This is a genomic window from Bacillus cereus group sp. BfR-BA-01381, from assembly GCF_022663555.1.
Classification (GTDB): domain Bacteria; phylum Bacillota; class Bacilli; order Bacillales; family Bacillaceae_G; genus Bacillus_A; species Bacillus_A pacificus.
This window is the reverse complement of the sequence record NZ_JAKUFR010000039.1, coordinates 27678-47483: the sequence shown is the minus strand read 5'-3', so window position 1 is coordinate 47483 and position 19806 is coordinate 27678. Positions and strand designations below refer to the sequence as shown.

Sequence of the window (19806 nt, the reverse complement as noted above, 5' to 3'; positions counted from 1 at the left end):
TAATATTCAAATTTTAAGAAAATAATGTTTTTACTACTTCACTTACTTTATCATTATGAATTTGATAATACACTTCCAGTCCTCGTCGTTCAAAGCGTACTACTTTATTTTGTTTTAATTTCGTTAAATGTTGCGAAACTGTTGATTGCGGAATTTCTAACACTTCCTGTAATTGTGTTACGTTACATGTTCCACGTTGCATTAGTTCCATTACTAGGCGTAGACGCAACGGATGCGCTAACGCTCTTAACATTTGTACATCTTCTTCTGAAATACGACATTCGAATTGATTTTGGCTCATAAAGTTCCCCTCATTTTCGTTTTTATTTTCTTTTTATTTATTTATATATCTGTTCTTATATTTCCTGTTACGACATAACTTTATCAACCTATAAAGCTGAAAATTTTTTCCACCTTAACCAGCAAAAAACTCAGGAAAAATTCCTTGCTGATTTTGAATATTATACTATATGATATAACGAAAAAGCAAAACAACGGGCTGCAAATACTTTGCTTGCAAACGTTGTTTTATCAGGCTTTTTGTTATATTTTCACCTCATTGCAACGTACAGTAATGATATTGTAAAATACCGTCTATAATTGATAACCTATCGTAACGTATTTGGGTTATATTTAACCTCTTTGTTACGCTAAAAGGAATTTTCAGTAAAAAGAGCTACCGTAACATTAAATATTAACTTATTACTTTTTAATTCATATTCACTAGCTTGAACTATGATGGAATACTTCCTATTAAATACATTTCCTGTCCCACTCCTAACTTGATCAAATGGGACAAGCGATACATTCTGCAGCTCTATATTCGATACAAAAACGGTCTCTACTATAGAGCTGTAGGATCAATAATGTATAAACAACTATAAGAAAAGAATATGCAAATCATTTATCTCGCCCACTCAAATAGATTTGAGTGGGCTTTTTGTCTACTTTATGAACAAAGCATTTCTTTTAACACTATTATGGAATAATTATACTTTTTTACGTTGACAATAGTGTTGAAGGAGAATATACTAAGCATGTAAGTTGATTGTGAATAGTTTCACAAATAATGTGAATTTCTTCACATAAAATAGATAGGAGTTGTCATTATTATGAGTACTTGGACACAAATTTATGACCCATTAAACAATATTTGGTTATCTGCTCTAATCGCAGCACTTCCAATTTTTTGCTTCATCATTTGTTTAATGGGACTGAAAATGAAAAGTTATATCGCTGGGCTTTACAGTGTGATTGTCGCTATTATTCTTGCTATATTCGTTTATAAAATGCCAGCAACAGTAGCTGTAGCATCTGCCGGATTCGGTATTTTATCCGGATTTTACCCAATTTGTACTATCGTTATCGCAGCAATTTTCCTTTACAAATTAACTGTTAAAACAGAGCAATTCAACATCATTCGTGATAGTATTTCAAGCATTACAAATGATCAACGTTTACAAGTATTATTAATCGCTTATTCTTTCGGTGCTTTCTTAGAAGGCGCAGCTGGTCTAGGGGTTCCAGTTGCTATTACAGCTGCACTACTTGTAGGTATGGGCTTTAATCCATTAAAAGCAGCAGGTATTTGTTTAGTAGCAAACATCGCTGGTGGTGCTATGGGTGCTATGGGTATCCCAGTTACAGTACCAGCACAATTAACTGAATTAGATGCATTAACTATCGGTCGTCAAACTGTTCTTATTCTACCATTCATTAGTATTGTATTACCTTTCTTACTTGTTTCAATGGTCGATGGAATTAAAGGTATTAAAGAAACTTGGCAAGGTATTCTTGTAAGTGGTATTTCTTTCGCAATTACTCAGTTCGTTGTAACTTACTTCTTAGGTGCAGAACTTACTAATATTTTCGCAGCCGTTGTAAGTATGATCTCTCTTGCATTATTCTTACGTGTTTGGCAGCCAAAATCTTCTGCTAAAGAAGAAAAACAAGAAGAAAAAGAATCTCATACATTCAATCAAATTTTATATGCTTGGTCTCCATTCGTATTCTTAACTGCATTTGTAACAATCTTTAATTTAAAACCAATTAAAGCTTTATTTGCTCCGGATGGCGCACTAGCAAACCTAGTATTTAACATTCAATTCCCTGGTCTTCATAACGCTGTTATGAAAACTACACCAATTACAAAAGCTGATACACCTTTCGCAGCGGTTTTCAAATTTGATGTATTCTCATCTACAACTACTGCAATCGTATTAGCAATTATCGTTTCACTTATCGTGTACCGCGTAAAAGGTAAAATGGTTAAAGAATTAATGGTTGAAACAATAAAAGAACTAAAAGCTCCAGTGTATACAATCTGTAGTGTTATCGCTTTAGCTTACGTGGAAAACTACTCTGGTATGTCATCTACACTTGGACTTGCATTCTCTTCTACTGGTAATGCATTCCCAGTTCTTTCTCCAATCTTAGGATGGATTGGCGTATTCATTACAGGTTCAGTAGTATCAAGTGGTTCATTATTCGCACCGCTTCAAGCAGTAACTGCAGATCAATTAAACATCGTTCCTTCTACTCTTGTTGCATTAAACGTAGTAGGTGGTACAATGGCAAAAATGGTTTCACCACAATCTGTAGCAGTTGCTTGTGCAGCAGTTGGACTAGTTGGTAAAGAATCTGCCCTATTTAAAACAGCAATGAAATACAGTTTAATCTTCTTAGCTATCATTAGCTTACTTCAATTAAACGCTGTATTTAATATCTTTTAAAAAAAGGAAAAAGTCTCGATTTGTAACGGGACTTTTTCCTTTTTTCAATTCAAAAAACATCTTTTTATAAGACGTTTTTTCTTGTTATATTGCTGTTCGTCTTATATAATTCCCCCCCTCTCAACATGAAGTAAATTTGAATAGTAATATAAAAACACCTCCTGAATTTGCATACTACGTATGTAAATTCAATGGAGGTGTTTTTTCACATTACATCTTCTTATTCTTTAGTAAAGAAGCACCAGCAATTTCAGGATGCGTCATTTCGAATGGATCTAAAATAATATCCAATTCTTCTTCTGTCAGTACACCATGTTCTAAACATAACTCCCGAACAGATTTTCCTGTTTCAATTGCTTCACGTGCAATACGTGATGCTGCTTCATAACCAATATGAGGGTTAACTGCTGTAATAATTCCAACACTTTTCTCAACATATTGTTTCAGCAGTTCTTCATTTGCTGTAATTCCTTTAATACAATATTCACGGAATACACGGAATCCGTTATTCATAATACTAATAGATTGAATTAAATTAAATACAAGCACAGGCTCCATTACGTTGAGCTCCAGTTGTCCTGCTTCTGACGCTAAGCAAATTGTATGATCGTTACCAATTACTTGGAAAGCGACCTGATTAATTACTTCTGCCATAACAGGATTTACTTTACCCGGCATAATAGATGAACCTGGTTGACGAGCTGGTAATTGAATTTCCGCCAATCCAACACGTGGACCAGATGCCATAATCCGAAGGTCGTTCGCAATTTTAGACATATTCATCATACATACTTTTAATGCTGCAGATACTTCTGTGTATGCATCTGTATTTTGCGTTGCATCAACTAAATGCTCTGCACCAACAAGTGGGAATCCGCTAAATGTTCGTAAGTGTTTAACCACTTGCTCAATGTAGGTAGGGTTTGCATTTAATCCCGTACCAACAGCTGTCGCCCCCATATTCACTTCATATAAATGTTGGCGAGATTGTTTAATTCTTTTTATATCACGCGCAAGCACTCGGCTATACGCTTCAAATTCTTGTCCAAGACGAATCGGAACAGCATCTTGTAAATGTGTACGTCCCATTTTAATGACGTGATCGAACTCTTTTGCTTTTGCACAAAAAGCAGCATGAAGTTCTTCCATTGTAATAAGAAGTTCTTCTAACATCATAAGAGTTGCAATATGAATCCCCGTTGGAAACGCATCATTCGTTGACTGAGCCATGTTTACATGGGTATTTGGGCTAATTTTTGCATACTCGCCTTTTTCATATCCCATACGTTCTAACGCTCGATTAGCGATTACTTCATTCGTATTCATATTAATAGAAGTTCCAGCACCGCCCTGAATTGGATCTACAATAAATTGATCATGAAATTTCCCATCAACAATTTCTTGTGCTGCCTCTGCAATTTCGTGTCCAATGTCTTTCGCTAAGTAACCAGTATCGATATTTGCAAGTGCCGCCGCTTTTTTCACAATTGCCATTGCCGTAATGAGTGACGGATGAATGCGATACCCTGTAATCGGGAAGTTTTCTACCGCACGTAATGTTTGTACACCGTAATAAGCTCTACTTGGTACTTCCTTTTCACCTAAAAAATCTTTTTCTATACGTATATCCTTCGTTGCTATCATTTTCATCACCTATACTTTTCATTCTAAATCCCTATTTAAAAAATTCGCCCTCTAAAAATACGAGTATCATTCAGAAGAATTTTTCAGTGTCCACCTTCACTATATAGCACCTTTTTTGAAAGCGCAAACATTTAATTTTCTATATATACCTTTTATAGAAAATCATTCTTCTCCCTTCTTTATTTCCACTCGTTTAATTTGATGCATATCTTTTTCCAGAACTTTAAAAGAAAAGCCGTGTTTTTCAATAATATCTCCTTCAGCAACGATTTGCTTTTGTACCATAATCCAGCCACCAATTGTATCTACATCATCAGCGATTAAGTGTATGCCAAATAAATCATTTACTTCACTAATAAGCACTTTCCCCTCTACAATTTTACAGCCTTCACTTATATGTTCTATAGGCGGGTGTTCATCTTCATCGTATTCATCTCGAATTTCTCCAACAATTTCTTCTAAAATATCTTCTAATGTAACAATCCCTGCTGTACCACCATATTCATCATACAACACAGCTAATGGAATGTGTTTTCTTTGCATTTGTAATAGTAAATCATGAATTGGAATATTTTCTAACACTTCAATAACCGGCCTTGTATATGGCATAATCGAGCACTCCTCGTCCCGATTACCATCCATATAACGAATAAATAAATCCTTTACATTAACCATTCCAATGATTTCATCTTTATCTTCACCAAATACAGGATACCTCGTATATTTTTCTTGTGCGATTATTTTAATATGTGTTTCAAATGGTTCGTCCTCATATAAACCTACAACTTCCGTACGAGGCACCATAATTTCCTTTGCTACTCTATTATCAAATTCAAAAATATTATTTACATATTTAAATTCCCTTTGATTAATCTCTCCGCTCTCATAACTCTCAGATAAGATTAATCGTAATTCTTCTTCCGAATGAGCAACTTCATGCTCAGAAGCTGGATGTAACCCGAATAGTCCTGTTACAAGCCTTGCAGAACCATTTAAAGCCCAAATAAACGGATACATTACTCTGTAAAAGTAAATAAGTGGCTTCGATAATAATAAGCTAACTTGCTCTGCTCTTTGTATGGCGAACGTCTTAGGAGCAAGTTCACCAATAACAACATGTAAAAACGTAATAACTGCAAAAGCAATAATAAATGAAACGGTACTTGCAATTGCAGAAGATAGGTGTAGTTTTAAAAACAACGGCTCAAGTAAATGTTTTATAGTCGGCTCGCCTAACCACCCAAGTCCTAAAGCGGTAATTGTAATACCTAACTGACATGCTGATAAATATTCATCTAAATTTGAAGTTACTTTTTTTGCTGCCAATGCTCCTCGTCGTTTCTCACTAACGAGTTGGTCAATACGACTGCTACGCACCTTAATAATTGCAAACTCAACAGCTACAAAAAAACCTGTTAATGCAATAAGAATGACTACCATCAGTAATTTTAAAATATCCACATATATCCTTTAGCTTTCTTAGCTAAAGTGACACCTCCTTTAAAAAAGAAGTTTCACTTTAGTTTCTTCATTTACTCAAAAGCAACCCTATATAAAATTCACCAATTTCAAACCTCATACAATTCTAAAGGTAGACCATCCGGATCTTGGAAAAAAACAAATTTCTTTCCGGTTATTTCATCAATACGTATCGACTCAGTCTCAACACCACATTCGTTTAAATGTTTTACAGCCTCTTCTATATTTGTAACAGCAAATGCTAAATGTCTAAGTCCAGACGCTTCTGGAAAACTCGGGCGCTCAGGTGGACTTGGGAATGAAAATAATTCAATTTGATACTCTCCCCCTACACATAAATCTAACTTATAAGAATCTCGTTCCTTTCTATATACCTCATTTACCTCTTTAAAACCTAATATCCTGGTATAAAAATCTTTTGATACATCATAATTTGAACAAATAATTGCAACGTGGTGTACTCTACATATATTCATACTCTCTCTATTCCTTTCTTTACCAAAGATGCATATTCTCCCTTGAAATGAAAAACATATATAGCAGAATATCTCTATTAGGGGGCTTACTATGAAATTTATTACTTTTTTCGTGGGACTTATCGTTGTTTTCTTCCTTGCTTATATTGCTAGTAACAATAAGAAACATATTAAATTGAAACCTATTTTCATCATGCTTATTATACAGTTAATTTTAACCTATTTATTATTAAATACAGAATTTGGCCTCATACTTATTCGGGTCATTTCTAGTCTGTTTACAAAGCTACTCGAGTATGCTGCTGATGGTATAAACTTCGTATTTGGCGGCCTTGCCAATAAAGGTGAAATGCCATTTTTCCTTACTGTCTTATTACCAATTGTCTTCATTTCCGTCTTAATTGGTATATTGCAACATTTCAAAATACTGCCATTTTTCATTCGTTGGATCGGTTACTTCCTTAGCAAAATAAATGGTCTTGGGAAATTAGAGTCTTACAATGCTATCGCATCTGCCATTGTCGGCCAATCAGAAGTTTTTATTACGGTCAAAAAACAATTAGCTCAAATTCCAAAACACCGTCTTTATACACTTTGTGCATCTGCCATGTCAACTGTATCTATGTCTATCGTAGGTGCCTATATGACTATGATCGAACCTAAATATGTAGTAACCGCACTCGTTCTCAATTTATTTAGCGGCTTTATTATCGTACTTATCATTAACCCTTACGACGTGAGGGATGACGAAGATATTTTAGAAATAAAAGGTGAAAAGCAAAGCTTTTTTGAAATGCTTGGAGAGTACATTCTAGATGGCTTTCGAGTAGCTATCGTTGTCGGTGCTATGCTTATCGGATTCGTCGCATTAATTAGCTGCATTAATGATCTATTCCTCATTATATTCGGCATTACTTTCCAGCAATTAATCGGCTACGTCTTTGCACCAATTGCGTTTCTTATCGGTGTACCAAGTACTGAAATTGTCACAGCTGGTAGCATTATGGCAACGAAGCTTGTAACGAATGAATTTGTAGCCATGATGGATCTTAGTAAAATTTCTAATAGCCTTTCTCCTCGTACAGTTGGTATTATTTCTGTCTTCCTCGTCTCTTTTGCCAACTTTTCTTCTATCGGCATTATTTCAGGTGCGGTAAAAGGATTAAACGAAGAACAAGGAAACGTCGTTGCCAGATTTGGCCTTAAATTACTATACGGAGCAACTCTCGTTAGCATTTTATCTGCAATTATCGTAAGCATTATGTTGTAATTAGGTAAAATTTTATCATTTTCTTCTCCCTATCTTTTGTATACAATAACGAATAGATGTCTTTATAAATAATCAAGACATCTATTTTTTATACATGTACAATCGCTTTTATTTAGCGTACAATATTTTTTATGTGTTTGAATGCGCTTCTAGATGTATATACTTTGATAGTTTTAAAGGAGAAAAAATGATGAAATCCGATATGAACAAAGATACTCGAGCCAAAAAAGGACGCTCAAAGAAAAAACGCCTACTTTGGTTCCTGCTTATTCCATTACTGGTTGTAGCACTTGGAGCTGGGGGCTATTCCTTCCATATATACAGTAAAGCAAAGTCTGTGTTAAGTAATGCCTATTCTGAACTGGGCCGTGGGGATAAATCCAGCAAACGTGAAAAAGCCGTTAAACCTATGACTGATAACATTTCTGTACTCATTATGGGGGTTGATGAAAGTGAAATCAGGGACAAAAATTACGGAAAAGCAACTCGTACAGATGCACTATTACTTGCCACAATTAATAAAAACGATAAATCTGTTAAGCTTGTCAGTATTCCACGTGATTCACGTGTATACATTAAATCACGTGATAAATACGATAAAATTACACATGCGCACGTATTCGGTGGTGTAGATAGCACGATTGATACGGTAGAGAACTTTTTAGATGTTCCAGTTGACTACTATGTAAAATTCAACTTTAAATCCTTTATCAAAATTGTTGATTCCCTTGGTGGGATTACTGTAGATGTTCCAGTGGAGTTCACAGAACAAAATAGTAAAGATGAAGCAGATGCAGTTCACCTTAAAAAGGGACGTCAACATTTAAATGGAGAGGAAGCACTGGCACTAGCAAGAACTCGTCATATCGATAGTGATTATATGCGCGGTCAACGACAACAGCTTGTTTTAGAAGCTATCGCTCAAAAAGCACTATCACTTAATTCCATTAATAAGATCGGTGGTCTATTAGATGCTGTCGATAAAGACTTAAAAACAAATTTAACTTTTGATGATATGATGACAATTGCAAAAAATTCAATGGATTCCAATTTAAAAATGGACAAAATGCAAGTAGAAGGTACTGATAAATATATAGGTGGTATTTATTATTACGTTCCAAACGAAAAAAGCGTCAATACGATTTCGACAAAACTACAAGAACATCTTGGTGTTACGAATAAAAATGAACATAAAAAATTATAATAAAAAGGCTGCTAGAACTTTCTAGACAGCCTTTTTATTATAATTTTCAACATATTTTTCGTACATATTGTGACAAAAAGAGACAATTATTACAACAGTGTAACATTTTTTATAAAAACATTACACACATAGTGAAAATAATAGTATACTAGTACGTACATAATGTTATTTTCATCATTTTTATACAAAAAATGTAATACATATATTTATACAAAAATTTCTGGGGGGAAATAAATGAAGCTAAGTAAAATACTGATCGGTTCTGCAATTGCTGGAGGCATATTACTTTGTGTTGGCGGATATCAATATGTATCCAAACTAAATAATCAATTAGATACTACTGCATTACCCAATACTTCATTTGAAGGTATTTCTCTCGATGGAAAAAATAAAAAAGATATTCAAGCTATTATTAATCAAAAAATCACTGAATTAGATCAAAAATCACTTACGTACATATTCCAAAACGATAAACAAACTTACACATGGAAAGATTTAGGGATAAATTATAAAGAAAAAGATATTATCGACAAAATCTTTAAAGAACAAGAAGGCAACGCAATAAATCGTTACAAAATGCGGAAACAAGCTGAGAACGGTGAAGTAAAACGTGACTATAAATTAACACCTCAATTAAATACAACTGCTTATAAAAACTTTATGAAGGATAAATATAATGAAACATTAAAAAATCCCGTTAATGCTGAATTAAGTATTGAAGGCACTACAGTAAATATTAGCCAGAGCCAAAATGGAGAAAAAATCGATAAAGAAAAGTTAACTGATTTAACGCAGCAAGCCATTACTTCTGGCACATCTGACGTTACATTACCCGTTACACTATTAAAGCCTGAACGTTCTACAGAAGATATACAGAAAATGGGGATTAAAGAAGTAATTGCTGAATATTCAACTCCAATGGCTGGTCGTAATGGGAATCAATCCTTTAACGTAAATAAGTCAGCTAATACTTTAAGTGGAGTGATTGTCGCACCTGATGAAACATTTAGTTTTAATGGCCGCGTTGGCGTAACGGATGCTGCTCATGGTTATAAATCCGCAGCTGTATATTCACAAGGGAAAGTTATACAAAGTGCAGGTGGAGGCGTTTGCCAAGTTAGTAGTACTTTATATAGCGCAGCTTTAAGAGCAGATTTAGGAATTGTTTCTCGAAGCAATCATTCTATGCCCGTAAATTATTTACCACTTGGGCAAGATGCAGCAGTAGCAGATTATGGTCCAGATTTAAAATTTAAAAACAATACAGGCAATCATATTTATATTCAAGCATTTTCAAATGGAGGTAGTATTACTACACGTATTTTCGGCACAAATACTGGTAAAAATGTTGAAGTTTCTTCTCAAGTAATTAGTAGAACTAATGATAAAATAACAGCAGTTACATATAAAAAAGTTACACAAAACGGTGAAGTAATATCTAATGGGCAAATTTCAAAAAGCGTATATAAAAGCGCTCCAAAAGAATAAGACACTATTAAACGAACAAATTTCAAAAAGAAAAAGGCGTGAATAAGTCACGCCTTTTTCTTTTGCAATAATACTAAAAAGGTTGCAAGATGGTCTTTCGTTTCTTCTAACGACCACATACGATTTCCTTGCTTCGCAGCTAATACGCACGCCTCTTCCCAAGCATCCTTTTTCTTCATATATAATAATTCATCGCGTAATTTCAAAACAATTTCTTCGTCCTCTTGCTCTATAAACTCTTCCATCACGCCTACTACTTCATCCTCATGGATACTTAACGTACAATACGATTTGAAAAAATATTGTAATGTCGTATACATATTTACTCCCCCTTCTTATTTATCAGATGGATAAGAAGTAATGATCTTATATCCTAAATCTCCTGACTTATCTCTCGCTAAAACAGTAACAGTTTTGACTAACTTGTCTTTTACATTCATATTTTTCTTTATTACCGTTTTTCCAACCGGGAATGAATGTGTTGTATTTAATACGAGACGAGCCTCTTTAGAATTTTTTAACCAATCTTGAATTTCCTTATCATGCTGCTTCAAACTATCTTTTACAGCTTTCGTTGCCGTTTCCTTGTCATAGTATGTACTTGCTGCTGATACTTTATCTGTCTTCAAGCGATTCTTCAAATCTTCTTCTGATTTGCCTACATGTCTTTCAATCGTGTGACCATTTTTAGGTGGCCCTTCCATTTCGTCTAAAATATTATCACTAATTTTTTCTACTGATGTCGATTGATTCCCTGTTTGTTTCTCTGTTTTTTGTTCTTTTCCTGCACATCCACTTAAGATCAGTATTAATGCCAATAAACTACTCAAGAAAAGACTACTTATTCGTTTCATCATATCACCTCTTTCATGATTATTATCGTAACTTCACTAAAAGTCAATTTCACACCGAAAAAACATATACATTTTTCAAATTCCTCATCTATTTTTCATAAAATCGCTATTTTTGACCTTTTATAAATATACCCCTATGTTTTTATAATTATTTCCCAAGTTTAAACACCTATAAAAACACCAAATAAACCCTTTAAACAAAGGGTTTATTTGGTGTTTTTAAGTTATATAAATATACCCCTTATTACATATACCCAATACCTATATAAGGTATATGAATGGTGTTTTATCAACGTTTTCTACATTATGTAAATTTGCACTTGCCTATACAATGGAAATATGGTGTAATGCAAAAAAAGATAAAGGATTTTAAACAATGGCTGAAACAATTCAAAACTTCTTAACAGACTATTATTCAATCGCAATTCCACTTAGCATCTTAATCAACATAGTCATTAGTCTTTTAGGCGTTATCCCTAGTATTTTTTTGACCGCTATTAACATACAGCTCTTTGGTGTAACAAATGGAACTATTATTTCGATCGCTGGTGAGGCATTAGGGGCTATTATCTCGTTTTATATTTATCGTATAGGTCTTCAGAAATTCACTCACAGCAAAGTAAATAAGTATCCAAAGGTAGAACGCCTACTTTATGTAGAAGGTAGAGAGGCCTTTCTACTCGTCCTATCGTTCCGCCTCATTCCTTTCATTCCGTCTAGTATCGTGACTTTATTTGCAGCTCTAGGCAAAATGTCATTACTATCCTTCAGTATTGCCAGTACAATAGGTAAAATACCGGCATTGTTAATCGAGGTATATTCTGCATACCATGTCATGAATGGCACAAATGAAGCGAAGTGGATTGTAACAATCGCAGGTTGCATTGGGTTGTATTATTTGTGGAAAAAATGGAGAAAAAAATAAAGAAGGAGCCTATGCTCCTTCTTTATTTTTGAGGTATTTTATTAATAGCTATCCTCTAAAGCCTTAGTTGATACCAACAGCACTAAATGATTGCTTAACTGCTGCTACTTCTGCAGAATTCGCACCATATAAGTCAGCTGCAGCTTGTACTGCACCAGCACGAGCTTGGCTAAATGTAGTAGATTGCGTGTAATATTGTGTGTTTGCACGGTAGTAAATTGCACCTAGCTTATCTTTACCGATACCAGTCACAGTTACACCGTAATGTGTTCCGCCATTTGCTAATAAATAAGCTTGTTTATTAATAATACCACTGTTTGTATGAACCCCACCGTTATCACTTGAACCTGTGTAACGCTTAGAATAATGATCTGGATCACCATACTTCGTAGGGTCACTCATAGAACGAAGCGCATCTCCCGCTTTACCAGGTGTGTAAATATCTTCACCAATCTCCCAATCTGGGTTACGGTTATCATAGAATTCTACTAAAGTACCAAAGATATCAGAAATTGCTTCATTTAAAGCTCCTGATTCATTTTGATAAATTAAATTAGAACTATTTTCCGTAACTGCATGCGTTAATTCGTGACCAATTACATCAATTCCACCAGATAATGAAGTGAACGTTACACCATCACCATCTCCATATACCATTTGTGATCCGTTCCAGAATGCATTATTATAATTACTTCCGTAATGAACTGTTGATTTTAACGGTGCTCCTGCATCATTAATAGAATTTCTATTAAATGTAGCTTTATAGTAATCATATGTTTTACCTGCATAGTAATGAGCATCTACTGCTGCTGCATCATACGCTGCATTGAAAACATTATCTGCATCTGCCCATAATGTTCCTGGTAATGTTGAGCGGTTTTTCGCATCATATGTGAAAATCGTTGCTCCGCGCGTATTATCTTGTAAATAGTAAGAAGATCCAGATAATGTTGTATTAAGCGACTTCGTATCTCCTAATACCCCTTTACCAGTTCCTACTTTATTTGTTCCTGTTACAGGCTTTACAACTGCTTTTGCATCTTGCTTAGGAGCCTCTTGTTTAACTGGTGACTTATCATCATTTGTCACATGATCGATTGTATTAAACTTATTTAATACTTTACCGCTTTCTGCCTCAATGAAATAGTAGTAGTTTCCTGGACTTGGATCTAAGAAGTTTAAATTCACAACATATGCGTATGTTGTATCTTCACCGTTTTGATATACATATAAGTCCGCTTTTGGTTCTACCTCATATTTAGGTGTAATCCCTAAATCTTTTTGCGCAATTTCAATTGCTTTTGCGCCTTCAATCTTATTTTTATTTTTCAGCTTGTCTTTTTTGTCTAAATCAGCCGCAACTGTTCCAGACAATACTTTTAAAGAGCCATCTTTACTCACATGAGCTACTTGAGTAGAACCCCATACAGGTACTCCTTCGTATACTTGTTGCAAACGTACTACCGTTGAATCAGTTACAGCATCTTTCTTCACTTGTTTCACTTTGAAAGAATCTTGCGCACTCTTTTCCCCTAACTTGTAATCGCCTTTTGCCGCGTTTAAGTAATCAAACACAACAGATTCTGCTTTCTTACCAGTTGCTTCAGTTAGATCACCAGAAATAAACTCTGGTGACTGTACTGTCTCATTGTACTTCTTCGTAGAGAGCACATTTTTAGAATCCGCAAACGCAGAGCCTGTCCCTCCAAACGTAGTAACTGCCATTCCTGTCGCTAACACTAATGCTAAACTTTTCTTTTTCATGAACCTTCCCCCTAATAAATTATTTTTTGAAAAAGAGTAGTTTCATATTAGCATTATGTTTTCACTATTAATATACTAAAAATTCAAATAATTTTTTTCTCAAGTTTTGTAGAATTTTGAGGAACAAATATTGAAAAACCCCTTTCCGGTTGGAAAGGGGTTTTTTATTAAGAATTTACCAATTCAACTACTTTTTCTCCTTGACCATAGATATCCGATGTCCAAGCATATTGTGGTTCCAATACTACCAATACAGCTATCAAAGCCAAAGCACCAATAATTATTTTCTTTTTCATACTATTTTCCTCCCTTTTCTTCTAATAAATTAATTGCTAGTTTATAGTAATTATTACTTTCCCTATACTCTAATAATTCTTCATGGTATCCCGCTAGTTCTAAATACACCATTTTTAATTCTTTTTTATTCTCTTCACTTCTAAAGAACGGGATTGCCTCAACCTCTAAAAACTTTTTATAAACATCTTTAGTTTCAAAATATTTATGCTTAAGTATTAAAAGTATATATAGCATACTTTTATACTTTTCATCCCTCTTCGCGACATCTATCCCTTTATCAATCCAATCTTTTGCTTCTTCAAATTCTTTTAATTCAATGCACTGCAAAGCGATCTCATATACTGCATCAATATAATTTAAATCCTCTTCCTTTTTGTACTTTAGACATTGCAAATAATAGTCTTTAGCTTTCGCATAATCTTTTAAGTTATAGTACAAGAAGCCTAAATTATTTAAAGCAATAGCTATTATACTTTCTTTATCGGCAAAAGAATTTGCTTCTCTCAAAATATTATTATAAATAGCTAGTGCTTCATTATATTGTTTTTTTTGTATATAACTCAATGCAATAAGTAACTGGCAATTTATCACATAACGGAATTTATATTCATTCTTAAATCCTTCCATTGCTACATTAGCAAAATGTAAAGTCATATGTTCAACTTCCAATTCATTATAAACAAGAGCTAAGTTGAAATATATTCCATTTTCATGATAACCTTGTTCCTTTGCCATTACTTCTGTTCGAGTCAAATACTCCAATGCCCTCTTATATCTATGTTGTAAAAAATAATACAAGCCTTTGCTATACGTATATAATAATTTTTGGAATGGTGAATACTTTTTGTACATCTTCTTTAAGCTCTCTAATTCTTCTTTGACAGCAGGAAAATCTCTCTTCATAATTAAATACCGCGTATAAAGTAACTTATAATAATTTATAATTTCAAAATCCAAAACATGCTTCATTTCACCTTGTAATTCTTCATATATGCGCTCTACTTGTGGCTTGTCCAAATGAACTAATGCATTTAACCATTCATCCAGCTTCCCCTTCACATCTTCTTCTACATCTCTCAAATCCGTCACGGCAATTTCTAATCTTGCGCAGAGCAATTGTAGAATCTCTTCTGATGCTTCGATCTTTCCATTTTCGATTTTACTTAAGTATGAGACAGAACAAATGCCCTGACATAATTCTTCTTGTGTCATTTTTTGCTGTAGCCGCTTATAAAAGACTTGTTTGCCTATCTTTTCTAATGTTTGTTGCATTGTCCTCCTCCATTCTCATTTACCCCCATTACTTTAATAATACATAAAATCTTGAGAAATATAAATTGATAAATGTTAATTTTCTAAAAAATATGCAATATTTCATTTTTTTCCCACTTGACTATACTTTCATATCCATTCTTTGCTACGAGCCGTGAAAAATTGGTATACTATAACCAAATTATGGAGGTGTTTTCGCGATGACTTATTATAAAGACGATAGCTATGCCTTACATACAGATTTATATCAAATTAATATGGCTTATACATATTGGAAAGATGGTATTCATAACCGCCGCTCGGTGTTTGATTTATACTTTCGAAAACTTCCATTCGAGAATGGTTATGCTGTTTTTGCTGGTCTTGAAAAAATTGTAGAGTACATAGAAAACTTCAGCTTTACCGAAAGCGATATCGCTTATTTAGCAGAATTACAATTTGAAGAAGAATTTCTTCAGTATTTACAAAATATGAAATTCACTGGGACGATTCGAAGTATGCAAGAAGGTGAAGTTGTCTTTAATAACGAGCCTTTATTACGTGTCGATGCACCACTCGGCGAAGCACAAATTATTGAAACCGCCCTGTTAAACATTGTGAATTACCAAACATTAATTGCAACGAAAGCAGCTCGTATGAAGCACGCTGCAAATAACGATGAACTTTTAGAATTCGGCACAAGACGTGCCCACGAGTTCGATGCAGCCCTTTGGGGTACACGTGCTGCCTTTATCGGTGGTTTCTCATCTACGAGTAACGTACGGGCTGGGAAACGCTTCGGAATACCTGTAGCCGGCACACATGCACACTCTTTCGTTCAAGCATACCGTGATGAATATGTTGCGTTTAAGAAATACGCTGAAACTCATAAAAAATGCGTCTTTCTCGTTGATACATATGACACATTAAAATCTGGTGTTCCAAATGCAATTCGCGTGGCGAAAGAGTTCGGGGATCGCATCGATTTTTACGGAATTCGCCTTGATAGTGGTGATATGGCTTATTTATCTAAAAAGGCAAGAAAACTACTAGATGAAGCTGGCTTTACACATACAAAAATTATTGCTTCTAGCGATTTAGATGAATACACAATTATGCACTTAAAATCTCAAGGAGCAAAAATTGATGTATGGGGCGTTGGAACAAAATTGATTACCTCCTTTGAGCAACCAGCTTTAGGAGCTGTTTATAAACTCGTTGCGATTGAAGATACTGATGGAAAATTAAATGATACAATTAAAATTTCATCTAACCCTGAAAAAATTACTACTCCAGGACTGAAACGAATTTATCGCATTATCAATCGAGTGAACGATCATGCTGAAGGCGATTATATTGCATTAGATTGTGAAGAACCAGGAAAAGAAGAGCGCCTAAAAATGTTTCATCCTGTTCACACGTATATAAGTAAATTTGTAACCAACTTTGAAGCACGCGAACTGCATAAAGACATTTTCGTTAACGGTGAAAGAACATATGAACTACCAGGCATATTAGATATTCAAAAATATAATGAACAAAGTCTCGCACTATTTTGGGAAGAATATATGCGAACTTTAAATCCTGAAGAATACCCTGTCGATTTAAGTCAAGAATGCTGGGATCATAAAATGAATTACATTCAAACTGTTCGAGAACAAGTTGAAAAAAATATACAAAAATAAAACAGAGAAGCTGCCCTTCTCTGTTTTTTTCAATGCTATATATCTTTGTAAAAAATATATTAAAATAACAAGACAAATATTTTTTATTTGTAAATTTTAATATTACGTTATTTATTTTAAAAATAATATTTGTTATTATTTTATTGAGTCAATTTCAACAGAATAACCTAAAAAAGAGGACGCAGGTTGCGTCCTCTTTTTTATCCCGCATTAACGGGCAGTAAGACCCCCCACCTCAAAATTCAGCGAAAGCAAAGGCGTTAGATGGGGGATCAACTGCCCGTAAAAGCCCGATTGGTTCAACTAATAATCAGTGGGGGATAAAGCCCCCCCCACTGATTAAAGTTTCACTTTATAAATCTTTCACTCGTAGTACACGCATTGCATTTAACACTGCCAGTAGTGTCACACCAACATCTGAGAAAACAGCTTCCCACATTGTTGCAATACCGAAGGCACCAAGTAATAAAACTAATCCTTTTACTCCTAATGCAAAGATAATATTTTGCCACACAATGCGTCGTGTACGTTTGGCAATGTTTACAGCTGTTGCAATTTTTGAAGGCTCATCAGTCATAATAACAATATCTGCTGCTTCAATTGCTGCATCTGATCCTAAACCACCCATTGCAATACCAACATCGGCTCTTGCTAATACCGGTGTATCATTAATACCATCACCAACGAAAGCAACTTTTTCTTTTCCATGCTTCGCTGCATCAATTTTTTCAATCTCTTCTACTTTTTGTTGCGGTAATAGTTCTGCGTGAACTTCATCTAAACCTAATTCTTTACCAACAGCTTCACCAACTGGTTTTGCATCACCAGTTAACATGACTGTCTTCTTAATACCTAGTTCTTTTAACCTTTGAATTGCTTGTTTTGAATCTTCTTTTACCTCATCAGAGATAACAATATAACCTGCATATTTTCCATCTACAGCAACGTGAACTAATGTACCTACTGTTTCTGGTTGCTTAAATGTAATGTTCTCTTTTCTCATTAATTTAGCATTACCTGCAAAAATTTCTTTTCCTTGTACTTTTACGACTGTACCGTGACCAGAAATTTCGTTATAATCATCGATTATTTTTTCATCAACTGATTTTCCATATGCATTTCGAATCGATTGTGCAATTGGATGGTTAGAATACACTTCAGCAAATGCTGCATACTCTAATAATTCTTCATTTGTAATGCCTTCGCTTGGTTCCATTTTTGTAACTTTAAAGACACCTTTTGTTAATGTGCCTGTTTTATCAAAAACAATATATTTCACATCATTTAAAGCTTCTAAATAGTTACTTCCTTTTACTAACACACCACTTTTAGATGCGCCACCGATACCTCCAAAGAATCCAAGAGGAATAGATACAACTAACGCACATGGACAAGAGATTACTAAGAACACTAAAGCTCTATAAATCCAATCAGAGAATGTAGCTCCTTCTAGAATAAGTGGTGGAATAAACGCCATGATCGCTGCTGTAATTACTACAACTGGAGTGTAGTAACGCGCGAACTTCGTAATAAAGTTTTCTGTTGGCGCTTTTTTACTGCTTGCATTTTGAACTAAATCTAAAATTTTTGATACAGTTGATTCACCAAATTCTTTTGTAACTTCAATTGTTAATACACCATTTTGGTTCACAAAACCACTTAATACATCATTTCCAACTTCAACTTCACGTGGTACAGATTCACCAGTCAATGCTGAAGTATCTACCATTGATGTTCCTTCAACTACTTTTCCGTCTAACGGTACTTTCTCACCAGGTTTCACGATAATATAATCGCCGATTTGTACATCTTCTGGTGATACTTGTTTCGTTTCATTTCCAACCTTTACATTAGCGTAATCAGGACGAATATCCATTAATGAAGTAATTGATTTTCGAGAACGGTTTACCGCAATACTTTGGAATAGTTCTCCTACTTGATAGAATAACATTACTGCAACCGCTTCTGGGTATTGTTGAATTGCGAAAGCTCCTAGTGTTGCAATTGCCATTAAGAAGTTCTCATCAAACACTTGACCACGAGTTATGTTTCTTACTGCTCTCCAAACGATATCTCCACCGATTAATACATACGCAAGGACGAATAACGGAATTGTGATCATTTGTGGTAAGCCAGCTAATGCAGCAATTGCTGTCAAAATTCCGCCGACCACTAATCGTCCTACCATCTTTTTCACATTTGCTTCACCATGATCATGACTATGTCCATGGTCATGACCACCCTTTTCTTCACGAACAACTTTCACATCTGGTTCTAACTTTTGAACGACATTTGTTATATTAGCTACAGTCGCTTCTAGTTCCCTTTTATTCGCTACTTCAACTCGTAATTTCTTTGATACGAAATCAACAGTTGCTGCTGAAATGGTCGGCATTTCTTTCACTTTATTTTCAATCTTCATCGCACAATTTGCGCAATCTAAACCTTCTAATATAAACACTTCTTTTGCCATTTTTGTGTTTTTTTCTTCTTGCACTTTAATGTGCGGTTCTAATTTTGTAACGAGTTGTTTTGCTTCTGTAACAACTTCGCTTTCTTTATTTTGCGCTGTTTCTAAAACCATTGTTTTTGTCGCGAAATTTACAGAGCAAGAATTTACTCCTTCTATATTTCCAACACCTTTTTCAATTTTCATTGCACAGTTCGCACAATCTAAACCTTCTAACATCAGTTTCTTTTTCACTAATGCTTCAGCCATCGTTCTCCCTCCTCGCGT

At 34.5% G+C, this 19806-nt stretch carries 16 protein-coding genes; 6 read left to right on the top strand and 10 right to left on the bottom strand.

Annotated elements, in window-relative coordinates; genetic code table 11:
* Positions 1–13: 13 nt before the first annotated feature.
* Positions 14–301, bottom strand: coding sequence for an ArsR/SmtB family transcription factor (locus MR079_RS15165; protein WP_000081429.1), 288 nt, complete (start codon positions 299–301; stop codon positions 14–16).
* An 811-nt stretch (positions 302–1112) separates the two neighbouring features.
* On the opposite strand from MR079_RS15165, the gene MR079_RS15160 reads away from it, so the two are divergent.
* Positions 1113–2732 carry an L-lactate permease gene (locus MR079_RS15160; RefSeq protein ID WP_139869373.1) on the top strand — a complete coding sequence of 540 codons (1620 nt, stop codon included), beginning with the start codon at positions 1113–1115 and terminating at the stop codon, positions 2730–2732.
* A 210-nt stretch (positions 2733–2942) separates the two neighbouring features.
* Here the strand turns inward: MR079_RS15160 and aspA are convergent, their stop codons facing one another.
* The 3 genes from aspA to gloA2 form a co-directional block, all read right to left on the bottom strand.
* Complete coding sequence (gene aspA, locus MR079_RS15155) at positions 2943–4376, bottom strand: aspartate ammonia-lyase (RefSeq protein ID WP_242294214.1); 1434 nt, start codon at positions 4374–4376, stop codon at positions 2943–2945.
* A gap of 162 nt (positions 4377–4538) precedes the next feature.
* Positions 4539–5837 (bottom strand): hemolysin family protein, encoded by a 1299-nt coding sequence (locus MR079_RS15150; protein ID WP_000353305.1) that lies wholly within the window; start codon positions 5835–5837, stop codon positions 4539–4541.
* A gap of 107 nt (positions 5838–5944) precedes the next feature.
* Entirely contained in the window at positions 5945–6331 is a 387-nt protein-coding gene (gene gloA2 / locus MR079_RS15145) for an SMU1112c/YaeR family gloxylase I-like metalloprotein (protein WP_001017669.1), read from the bottom strand.
* 91 nt (positions 6332–6422) lie between these two features.
* Between gloA2 and MR079_RS15140 the strand changes: the two genes are divergently transcribed.
* From MR079_RS15140 to MR079_RS15130, 3 genes are all read left to right on the top strand, one after another.
* Positions 6423–7601 carry a NupC/NupG family nucleoside CNT transporter gene (locus MR079_RS15140; RefSeq protein WP_000668861.1) on the top strand — a complete coding sequence of 393 codons (1179 nt, stop codon included), beginning with the start codon at positions 6423–6425 and terminating at the stop codon, positions 7599–7601.
* A gap of 187 nt (positions 7602–7788) precedes the next feature.
* On the top strand, positions 7789–8805 hold the full coding sequence (locus MR079_RS15135) for an LCP family protein (protein ID WP_313897262.1): 1017 nt from the start codon (positions 7789–7791) through the stop codon (positions 8803–8805).
* Positions 8806–9039: 234 nt separating this feature from the next.
* Complete coding sequence (locus MR079_RS15130; RefSeq protein ID WP_242294213.1) at positions 9040–10293, top strand: VanW family protein; 1254 nt, start codon at positions 9040–9042, stop codon at positions 10291–10293.
* Positions 10294–10340: 47 nt separating this feature from the next.
* On the opposite strand, the gene MR079_RS15125 is transcribed toward MR079_RS15130, so the two are convergent.
* Positions 10341–10613, bottom strand: coding sequence for a hypothetical protein (locus tag MR079_RS15125; RefSeq protein ID WP_000288789.1), 273 nt, complete (start codon positions 10611–10613; stop codon positions 10341–10343).
* Positions 10614–10628: 15 nt separating this feature from the next.
* The gene (locus MR079_RS15120) at positions 10629–11147 is read right to left on the bottom strand and encodes an RNase A-like domain-containing lipoprotein (protein ID WP_000822707.1); all 519 of its coding nucleotides are present in this window, start codon (positions 11145–11147) and stop codon (positions 10629–10631) included.
* A gap of 376 nt (positions 11148–11523) precedes the next feature.
* On the opposite strand from MR079_RS15120, the gene MR079_RS15115 reads away from it, so the two are divergent.
* Positions 11524–12072: a TVP38/TMEM64 family protein gene (locus MR079_RS15115; RefSeq protein ID WP_000852208.1), complete on the top strand. Its 549-nt coding sequence runs from the start codon at positions 11524–11526 to the stop codon at positions 12070–12072.
* Positions 12073–12135: 63 nt separating this feature from the next.
* Here the strand turns inward: MR079_RS15115 and MR079_RS15110 are convergent, their stop codons facing one another.
* From MR079_RS15110 to MR079_RS15100, 3 genes are all read right to left on the bottom strand, one after another.
* Positions 12136–13836 (bottom strand): M4 family metallopeptidase, encoded by a 1701-nt coding sequence (locus MR079_RS15110; RefSeq protein WP_134198224.1) that lies wholly within the window; start codon positions 13834–13836, stop codon positions 12136–12138.
* A gap of 167 nt (positions 13837–14003) precedes the next feature.
* A complete protein-coding gene (locus MR079_RS15105; protein ID WP_138322496.1) occupies positions 14004–14132 on the bottom strand; it encodes an NprX family peptide pheromone in 129 nt (42 codons plus the stop codon).
* A 1-nt stretch (position 14133) separates the two neighbouring features.
* Entirely contained in the window at positions 14134–15405 is a 1272-nt protein-coding gene (locus MR079_RS15100) for a tetratricopeptide repeat protein (protein ID WP_139869370.1), read from the bottom strand.
* A 200-nt stretch (positions 15406–15605) separates the two neighbouring features.
* Between MR079_RS15100 and MR079_RS15095 the strand changes: the two genes are divergently transcribed.
* The gene (locus MR079_RS15095; RefSeq protein WP_016716431.1) at positions 15606–17069 is read left to right on the top strand and encodes a nicotinate phosphoribosyltransferase; all 1464 of its coding nucleotides are present in this window, start codon (positions 15606–15608) and stop codon (positions 17067–17069) included.
* 352 nt (positions 17070–17421) lie between these two features.
* Here the strand turns inward: MR079_RS15095 and MR079_RS15090 are convergent, their stop codons facing one another.
* On the bottom strand, positions 17422–19788 hold the full coding sequence (locus tag MR079_RS15090; protein WP_139869368.1) for a heavy metal translocating P-type ATPase: 2367 nt from the start codon (positions 19786–19788) through the stop codon (positions 17422–17424).
* Positions 19789–19806 lie beyond the last annotated feature (18 nt).